Origin of the sequence: Duganella sp. Leaf61, from assembly GCF_001421905.1 — a bacterium.
GTDB classification, from domain to species: domain Bacteria; phylum Pseudomonadota; class Gammaproteobacteria; order Burkholderiales; family Burkholderiaceae_D; genus Rugamonas; species Rugamonas zoogloeoides.
The window spans coordinates 1-8,272 of the sequence record NZ_LMLM01000018.1 but is presented as its reverse complement, the minus strand read 5'-3'; the positions used below and the strand labels follow the sequence as shown (position 1 = coordinate 8,272).

Here is an 8,272-nt window from a genome sequence, read left to right as displayed (position 1 = left end):
ACATTTGATATTTTAAGTATCACGCTGCAAGCAGCGTGTGCACTGTCATCAAACGTCCACACTTATCGACTGTTAATTTTTAAAGAACTTATTCGGTACTGCGTTTCGCGTCGATCGTTTTGTCTGCCGCGAAGAAGAAAGAGTATGAAGCGTTTAGCTTGTTTCGTCAACCTTCTTTTTTTCTCGCTTCGTTCAACACTCAGTTATAACTTCGATGCTGTGTTCTGCGAGGGGGCGAATTATAGGCCTGCCCGCAGGGGCTTGGCAAGCATTTTTCTGGCGACGTCCGACAAAATAATCATGGCCAGCGCCGCCGCGCCCACACCCATCAATATCCGGTGGTCGCCGCCGCTCTGCGCGAACAAATACGAATAGCCGTAACCGGCCAATGCCTGCATCAGTGCGAACACCGTAGTGGCCTTGCTCCAGACGATGTTTTGTCCATGGGCGTCGCCCGGCAAGATGCGGTGCAGCCGCGCAAGTGTAATCGGCGGCACGCCTGGCGGATAGGAACCGATCACCAAGGTCGCCAGCATCAGCACCAGGTGGTGCGTCGAAAACATCATCAGCACTACCGCGCCGATTTGCAGCCAGGTCATCAGGTGGCTGGTGGCCGAGGCGCCCAGGCGATCGGACATCCAGCCATAGGCCATCGGGCCGATCATGGCGCCCACGCCATAGACGATCCAGAACAGCGCCGCCTCGTGCGAACCCCAGCCGAGTCCACGCGCCACGTAATCGACCAGGAACATCATCAACGGCACCAGGCCCACGGCCATCAGCGCATATTGCACATACAGCAGCATGAGTTCGGAACGCTCGCCCGCTTCCATGGTGACGGCGGCCTGCCCTACTGGCGGATGAGTGTGTACCGCATGCGGCCAGCACGCCCAGCTTGCAATGGTCAGCAGCAGCGACAAGACGCCGAGCCCGAGCCAGGTGGCCCGCATGCCGACATCGAGCAACAACGGCACCAGCGTGCCCGACATGGCAATACCTACGCCGATGCCAAGAAAAATGGCGCCGCTGGCCATGCCCTTGCGCGCGGCCGGCACGTGCGGCAAGACGCTCGATGCGGCCAGCACCATGATCACACCGCCCGACACGCCCGAGAGCAGGCGCCAGACGAAGAACCAGCCCACCGATAACGGAAACGCGCAGGCAAAGAATGCCAGCGACGTCAGCACCATCATCGCCCGCAAGGCGGACCTGGCGCCATAGCGGCGCGACAGAGGCCGGCCCAGCAAAGCGCCCACCAGGTATCCGACCAGGTTGGCCGCACCCAGGTACACCACGTCGCTGGCGACAAACCAGTGCGCCTCGATCATCGGCGGGATGAGCGGCGTGTACGCAAAGCGCGCCAGCCCGATGCCTACCAGGCTGGCGCACAGGCCGGCAAATATGGCACGCGCGGTGGCGGCCCGATCTTCGACAATATCCATTCACAGCTCCTCACGATGTTTGACAGCATAGTCAAACTTGACAGCGGTGTCAAGAATGCCGATAATCGGCTCATGGCTGGCATAAAACAATTCAATGAAGAGGAAGCGCTGGAGCGTGCGATGCACGTGTTCTGGCACCGCGGCTATGGTGCGACGTCGATGCAGGAGCTGGCGCAGGCCACCGGCGTGCTGCGCGGTTCGCTCTACAACGCCTATGGCGACAAGCAGGCGATTTTCCTGCTGGCGTTTGCGCGCTACCAGCGCCGCTATCTGGAGACAGTGCGCGAGCACATGCAACTGTCCGATCCGGTGGCGGCACTGCGTGCTTACTTTACCTACGTGATCAAGTCGATGTCGGAGCTGGCGCCGGGGCGGGATGAAGACGCGGCGCCGCGCACGCGCGGCTGTCTCACCACCAAGATCGCCACGGACGAAACCGCCATGGACGAGCCGGTGCGTAATGCCTTGCGCGGCATGCTGGAAGGATTGGGCCTGGTACTGGAAGAACGGCTGGCCGCGCCCGATGCGGTAGCGCGGCTGCGCCTGTCACCGCAAGACGCCGCCCGCCTGCTGGTCACTTTTACGCGGGGCAATGTGGTGATGGAGCGTATCTACCACGGCCCGGAACAACTGCAGGCCACGGCCGACAGCCTGATACAACTACTGTTTGAAGAAGATTCAACTCAAGCGTTATGAATCACGGCATCGACGCGCTTGTGCACGTCTTCGGCAAACGCCAGGAACGCTGCCATTTCGGTCGGCTGATTGACATCGAGCGCATACCATTCCGCCGAGCCACCCGCCTTGCGGATCTCGTTGACCAGGCCCTGCAAGCGGTTCGAGCGGCGCGCGCCCAGCACCACGTGGTGGCCCTGCTGCGCCAGCTGGCGCGCCGTGGCCGGTCCGCTGCCCCGGCTGGCGCCGGCAATCAGGATGACTTTACGCTGTAACGGTGGGTTCATGATGCGGTCCTTTCCCTGGCAATGACACGAGCATGCATCTTACGGCTGCGTGCCGATGCTGCAAATGCACATGGCTATGCGATTCTTGCCTAATCCTATACCTCAATCGCCAGGTCATGGCGGCCCTGCGTCTTTTGATGGATCATTCCTATTCATGAGCGCATTAAAGGAAATGACGTGGACCGCCTGATCGAACTGCATCGCCAACTGGCCCGGCACGATGGCTATACCGACACCGCTGTGGCCGCCGTGCGCCTGACGCGCGCCACCCAGAACGTGGCCAAGACGCCGGTGATGTCGGAGCCGTGTATCGCCATTGCGCTGCAGGGCCGCAAGCGCGCCTTCTTCGGCACCGATGTGCTGCAATTCGACGCCAACCAGTACCTGGTGGTGGCCATTCCGATGCCTTTCTCCAGCGCGACGGACGCCACGCCGGAGGAACCATTCCTGGGCCTGACAATACAGGTTGACCGCACCACCCTGGCCGACCTGATGTTTGCCATCGACCAAACCGATAATGAAATGCCTGCCGCACCCAAGGGCATGATGACCACGCGCATGGATGCGCGCCTGCGCGATACCGTGCTGCGCCTGCTCGAAACGCTCAACTCGCCGCTGGAAGCGCGCGTACTGGGACCGGCCATCGTGCGCGAGATCTGTTTCCGCGTGCTGATGGGCGAACAAGGCGCGGCGATGCGCGCGGCGCTCACCAGCCAGGGCCAGTTCGGCCGTATCGCCAAAGCGCTGCGCCGCATCCACGCCGACTACGCGGCCAGCATCGATGTCGGCATGCTGGCGGCCGAAGCCAATATGAGCGTGCCCGCCTTCCACGTGCATTTCAAATCGGTCACGCACTGCTCGCCGATCCAGTACGTGAAATCGGCGCGCCTGCACCAGGCACGCCTGCTGATGGCGCGCAACGACATGACCGCCCAGGCAGCCTGCGCCCAGGTCGGTTACGAAAGCCCGTCCCAGTTCAGCCGCGAATTCAAGCGCTTTTTCGGCCGCAGTCCCGGCGAGGAAGCCGATGTGTTGCGCCGCTACCTCGCGCCACCGGTGATTGAACCGGCGCAGTTGCTTTAAAAATAATTCCAGATTAGCATGGTTGTCTGGCGGCATTGCAAGTGAGGCAGTGCCACCCCTGACAACTACAGAGGAACAGCATGCGACGTTTTATTCTCATCCTGGCAGCGCTGGCGGTTACGCCCGCCGTCACCATTGCCGCCCCATTCGAACCGGGCGCCTATATCGCGCTGGACATCGGCGGCGCATCAACGTCATCGAAATATGCAGCGGACGGCGATGACCTTTCATTCGGCGGCAAGGTCGGCTATCAATACACGCGCAATTTCGGCTTCGATGTCTATGCCCGCAGTTTGAGCTTTATTTCCAATTCAGGTGTCTTTAGCGAACGCGGCCTCTATCCCGATCAGACTGTTGGTATCGCCGCGCAAGGCACTATGCCACTCAACGAAAGCTTCAGTCTGTTCGGCCGCGCCGGCATCGGTCGCACCAGCTTGAAAGGCAATCGCTCGGGGATGAAGGACAAGGAAGAGACAGACGGCCTGGTGGGCGTCGGCTTGAGCTATCACTTCAACCGCCAATGGTCGATCAACCTGGAAGGCAGTTACCTGACCAAGACCGAGATCAAGATGTATTCGTTTGGCGGCCGCTTCCAGTTCTAACAGCTCCCGACAAAAACTCCAACGCTGCGTTGCCGGTCCTCGCCGCATAACCGCTCCGAGACCACTCGCACCAGGTGCCGCTCGCCCATCGCTTCGAATTCGAAGCGTACCGGCAAGAAGCGGGCGATCACCTGGGCGTTGGTCAGTGCGTGCAATGACAGCGCGTCGGTGGTGAAGCTGCCGGCGCCGGCCAGCGCCATGGGCAGCATGAGCTGGTCCGCCAGCCACTCGCTCACTGCCGCGCCGGAGGCGATGTAGCGGCGCGCACGCTCCAGCGTCTGTTTCGCCACGGTTTCGGCGCGCACCATTTTTTCGCCGAAGCCGGCAAACACTTCCGTCACATGCTGGTGTTCAAGCGTGAGCAACACCACGTTGCCTGGCCCCATTTCCAGCGGCAGCCGATGGCACAGCAGGTGCGCGTCGCCCCAGCCCATGCCTTGGCCGATGCATTCCAGTTCGCGCCTGGCCACCGACTCGGGCACGCCCGCCACAAAACTTTCCGCATAGCCGTGCAGACGCGTTCCCCGCTCAGTCAACTCCAGCGCCCGCAAGCCGGCGCATGGCTGCACGGTCGCGACCAGTTCACCGCCTCCGGCCGGGTAAAAGCCAAAGCGCCGCAAAGTGAAATCCACCTCGGCGCCCATCGCCGCCAGCACCCGGCCATAGGCGCGCTCGATAAAGTGCGATGGCGGCGCCATCGCATTATGGGTGCCGCCAGTGACCGTCAACTGCGATGGCTGCCCGGCAAACAGCAGCGCAGGCAATACGGTCTGCAACACCAGCGTGGAACTGCCGGCGGTGCCGATCGCAAACGCGTAATCGCCGGCGCGGATGGCGCCCGGCACGAACGCCAGCGTTTGCGCGCCGACCGCCACGTCGCCCACGTCGGCGCCGCATATGCGCGCAGCTGCCTGCACCGCCACCAGGTGCTGGCGCAGCAAGCCCGGCCGGGACCGTCCCGCGCGGATATTGGTGATACGAAACGGCTGGCCGGTAATCATCGACAGGCTCAGCGCCGTGCGCAATATCTGGCCGCCGCCCTCGCCTGCCGCTCCGTCCAGTTCTATCATGCTCATCTTTATCCTTTCACGCACACGACCTGCTTGAGAGTGTGCACCACTTCCACCAGGTCGCGCTGGGCGTGCATGACCGCATCGATATCCTTGTAGGCCATCGGGATCTCGTCCACCACGCTGGCATCCTTGCGGCATTCCACGCCGGACGTGGCGCGCGCGTGGTCATCAGCGTTGAAGCGGCGCTTGGCCTCGTTGCGGCTCATGGTGCGGCCGGCGCCGTGGCTGCAGCTGTTAAAACTTTCTTCGTTGCCTTTACCTCGCACGATAAAACTCTTGGCGCCCATCGAGCCCGGAATGATGCCCAGCTCGCCCGGCCGCGCCGACACCGCGCCCTTGCGGGTGATCAGCACATCCTTGCCGAAGTGCCGCTCGCGCTGCACATAATTGTGGTGGCAGTTGACGGCCTCCACGTGGGTCTCGAACGGCTTGGTGATGATGGTGCGCACCGCCGCAATCAGGTTGTGCATCATCACTTCGCGGTTGGTGCGGGCGAAGCGCTGGGCCCAGCCCACGGCCTCGACATAATCCTGGTAGTGGGTGGTGCCTTCTTCCAGGTACGCCAGGTCGTCGTCGGGCAGGTTGATGAAGTGGGTGCGCATATCTTTCTTGGCGAGCTCAATGAAGTGGCTGCCGATGGCATTACCCACGCCGCGCGAGCCCGAGTGCAGCATGAACCACACGGCGCCGGTTTCATCGAGGCACACTTCGATGAAGTGGTTGCCGCCTCCCAGCGTACCCAGGTGCCGGTAGTTGTTGGTCTTGCTCAGCTTGGGCGTCTTCTGGCAAATTACATCGAACTCGTCCTTGAGCTGCGCCCAGGCCGCATCGACCGGTGCTGGCGGCGTGTTCCAGCTACCCTCGTCGCGGCCGCGATGGCTGCGGGTCTTTGGCGACATACCGTGGGGAATGGCGCGCTCGATGGCGCTGCGCAGCGGTCCCAGGTTGTCTGGCAGATCGTTGGCATTGAGCGTGGTCTTCGCTGCCATCATGCCGCAACCGATATCAACGCCCACCGCTGCCGGAATGATGGCGCCCAGCGTCGGGATCACGCTGCCGATGGTCGAACCCTTGCCCAGGTGGACGTCCGGCATCACTGCAATGTGCTTGTAGATGAACGGCATGCGGGCGGTGTTGGCGAGCTGCTGCTTGGCCGATTCCTCCACTGGTACGCCCTGGGTCCACATCTTGATCGGGCTGCCGTTGCCGGTGTCGAGGGTGTCGTAATTGAGCTTTTCCATTTTCTTCTCTTTCATTTTTATCTTTGGGTAAGCGTTTTATTGCAAACGCCATGCCAGCTTGTAGGAGATGCGGAACTATTTTTATAAGTCATTGAATCAATACGATAATTTTTCTTTTTGGCGTCTTTTACTCACGTTTGGCCGAAATCATCAGGCATAATTACTTATCCTGATTTATAAGAATTTATCCATGAAAATCAAACGTAAAGTGGTGATCGGCTTTGTCGGCAGCCAGCTCGACAGCGGCCAACGCACCGACCGCTGGGAGAAATGGCGACCCAGCGTCTCGCTCACGCAGCACGACGACCTGGTGATCGATCGTTTCGAATTGCTCTACAACGGCAAATTCAGGGACTTGAGCGAACGCGTGGCGCGTGACATCGCCACCGTGTCGCCCGAAACTGTGGTCGCCATCCACGAGATACCGATGCGCGACGCGTGGGACTTCGAGGATGTGTATGGGGCGCTGTTCGATTTTGCCAAGAACTATCCTTTCGACACCGAGCACGAAGACTACTGGATCCATATCACCACCGGTACCCACGTGGTGCAAATCTGCTTGTTCCTGCTGACCGAGGCGCGCTACCTGCCCGGCCGGCTGCTGCAGACGTCGCCGCCCCGGCGCGGCGGCGACCAGGCCGGCTACCAGCTGATCGATCTCGATCTCTCGCGCTACGACCAGATCGCCCAGCGCTTTTCCAGCGAACAAGCCGAAGGCGTGGCGTTCTTGAAATCAGGCATCCCCACCCGCAATGCCAGCTTCAACACCATGATCGAGGAAATCGAAAAAGTGGCCATAAAATCGCGCGCACCGATGCTGTTGATGGGCCCGACCGGCGCCGGCAAATCGTTTCTGGCACGACGCGTATTCGAACTGAAAAAGAATCGCCATCAGCTCGACGGCAAGTTTGTCGAGCTGAACTGCGCCACCGTGCACGGCGACGGCGCGGCGTCCACCTTATTCGGCCATATCAAGGGGGCTTTTACCGGTGCAGCCAGCAATCGGCCAGGGCTGCTGCGCAGCGCTCACAAGGGCTTGCTGTTCCTTGATGAAATAGGAGAACTGGGCCTGAACGAGCAAGCGATGCTGCTCAAGGCACTGGAAGAAAAGCGCTTTCTGCCAGTGGGCAGCGACGACGAAGTGGCCAGCGACTTCCAGCTGATCGCCGGCACCAACCGCGACCTGGGCGCCGAGGTTCTGGCCGGCCGCTTCCGCGAGGATTTATATGCGCGCATCAACCTGTGGACCTATTCGCTGCCAAGGTTGGCCGAGCGGCCCGAGGATATCGAGCCCAATGTCGATTTCCAGTTGGCGCTGTTTGCCATGGAAAGTGGCGAGAAAGTCAGCTTCAACAAGGAAGCACGTACCCGCTACATGCGCTTTGCCACGTCGGGCGAGGCGGTATGGGATGGTAATTTCCGCGACCTGGCAGCCTCGGTCACCCGGCTGGCCACGCTGTCGGATGCCGGCCGTATCACCGACGCGCAAGTGATGGACGAAATCGCGCGCCTGAAACGGCTATGGCGACACAGCGCACAGCCAGAGTTGAACGGACTGGATTTGTTCGATACCATGCAGCTGGAAGCAGTGATTGCCGTCTGCCGGCAATCGAAATCGCTGTCGGATGCCGGCCGCAAGTTATACGCGGTATCGCGCAATGCCAAGGCCAAGCCCAACGATGCCGATCGCCTGAAGAAATACCTGGCCAGGTTTGACCTGCATTGGGATACGCTCTGAAATGCGAAAAACCCCGCCAGGATCACCTGACGGGGTTTTTCTATATAACTAGCCTGACGATAACCTACTTTCACACTGGTTGCAGCACTATCATCGGCGCAAAGTCGTTTCACGGTCCTGTTCGGGATGGG

The 8,272-nt window shown here is 60.8% G+C and carries 8 protein-coding genes; 4 read left to right on the top strand and 4 right to left on the bottom strand.

All coding sequences use genetic code 11. The features are described from left to right. Nucleotides 1-239 precede the first annotated feature (239 nt). On the bottom strand, nt 240-1,442 hold the full coding sequence (locus tag ASF04_RS12955) for a YbfB/YjiJ family MFS transporter (RefSeq protein WP_056142180.1): 1,203 nt from the start codon (nt 1,440-1,442) through the stop codon (nt 240-242). 72 nt (nt 1,443-1,514) lie between these two features. Between ASF04_RS12955 and ASF04_RS12950 the strand changes: the two genes are divergently transcribed. After that, nucleotides 1,515-2,138 (top strand): TetR/AcrR family transcriptional regulator, encoded by a 624-nt coding sequence (locus ASF04_RS12950; protein WP_082488746.1) that lies wholly within the window; start codon nt 1,515-1,517, stop codon nt 2,136-2,138. Here ASF04_RS12950 and ASF04_RS12945 read toward each other — a convergent pair. Then, nucleotides 2,126-2,404 (bottom strand): SDR family oxidoreductase, encoded by a 279-nt coding sequence (locus ASF04_RS12945; protein WP_056142174.1) that lies wholly within the window; start codon nt 2,402-2,404, stop codon nt 2,126-2,128. The two genes, ASF04_RS12950 and ASF04_RS12945, sit on opposite strands and share 13 nt — an antisense overlap. 186 nt (nt 2,405-2,590) lie before the next feature. On the opposite strand from ASF04_RS12945, the gene ASF04_RS12940 reads away from it, so the two are divergent. Together ASF04_RS12940 and ASF04_RS12935 are read left to right on the top strand one after the other, a co-directional pair. Next, on the top strand, nt 2,591-3,487 hold the full coding sequence (locus ASF04_RS12940; protein WP_056142182.1) for an AraC family transcriptional regulator: 897 nt from the start codon (nt 2,591-2,593) through the stop codon (nt 3,485-3,487). A gap of 80 nt (nt 3,488-3,567) precedes the next feature. Then, complete coding sequence (locus ASF04_RS12935; RefSeq protein ID WP_056142171.1) at nt 3,568-4,089, top strand: porin family protein; 522 nt, start codon at nt 3,568-3,570, stop codon at nt 4,087-4,089. On the opposite strand, the gene rtcA is transcribed toward ASF04_RS12935, so the two are convergent. Both rtcA and ASF04_RS12925 read right to left on the bottom strand, forming a co-directional pair. After that, nucleotides 4,086-5,165, bottom strand: coding sequence for an RNA 3'-terminal phosphate cyclase (gene rtcA, locus ASF04_RS12930; RefSeq protein WP_229205046.1), 1,080 nt, complete (start codon nt 5,163-5,165; stop codon nt 4,086-4,088). The two genes, ASF04_RS12935 and rtcA, sit on opposite strands and share 4 nt — an antisense overlap. 2 nt (nt 5,166-5,167) lie before the next feature. Continuing rightward, nucleotides 5,168-6,418 carry an RtcB family protein gene (locus tag ASF04_RS12925; RefSeq protein ID WP_056142168.1) on the bottom strand — a complete coding sequence of 417 codons (1,251 nt, stop codon included), beginning with the start codon at nt 6,416-6,418 and terminating at the stop codon, nt 5,168-5,170. A 175-nt stretch (nt 6,419-6,593) separates the two neighbouring features. Between ASF04_RS12925 and rtcR the strand changes: the two genes are divergently transcribed. Next, nucleotides 6,594-8,141 carry an RNA repair transcriptional activator RtcR gene (rtcR, locus tag ASF04_RS12920; protein WP_056142165.1) on the top strand — a complete coding sequence of 516 codons (1,548 nt, stop codon included), beginning with the start codon at nt 6,594-6,596 and terminating at the stop codon, nt 8,139-8,141. The last annotated feature ends 131 nt before the right edge of the window (nt 8,142-8,272 follow it).

Excerpts from the sequence above, each read along its gene's own strand:
- ASF04_RS12945 (WP_056142174.1), bottom strand. The coding sequence starts at position 2,404 with ATGAACCCACCGTTACAGCGTAAAGTCATCCTGATTGCCGGCGCCAGC.
- rtcR (WP_056142165.1), top strand. The coding sequence starts at position 6,594 with ATGAAAATCAAACGTAAAGTGGTGATCGGCTTTGTCGGCAGCCAGCTC.
- ASF04_RS12950 (WP_082488746.1), top strand. The coding sequence starts at position 1,515 with ATGGCTGGCATAAAACAATTCAATGAAGAGGAAGCGCTGGAGCGTGCG.
- ASF04_RS12935 (WP_056142171.1), top strand. The coding sequence starts at position 3,568 with ATGCGACGTTTTATTCTCATCCTGGCAGCGCTGGCGGTTACGCCCGCC.
- ASF04_RS12925 (WP_056142168.1), bottom strand. The coding sequence starts at position 6,418 with ATGAAAGAGAAGAAAATGGAAAAGCTCAATTACGACACCCTCGACACC.
- ASF04_RS12955 (WP_056142180.1), bottom strand. The coding sequence starts at position 1,442 with ATGGATATTGTCGAAGATCGGGCCGCCACCGCGCGTGCCATATTTGCC.
- rtcA (WP_229205046.1), bottom strand. The coding sequence starts at position 5,165 with ATGAGCATGATAGAACTGGACGGAGCGGCAGGCGAGGGCGGCGGCCAG.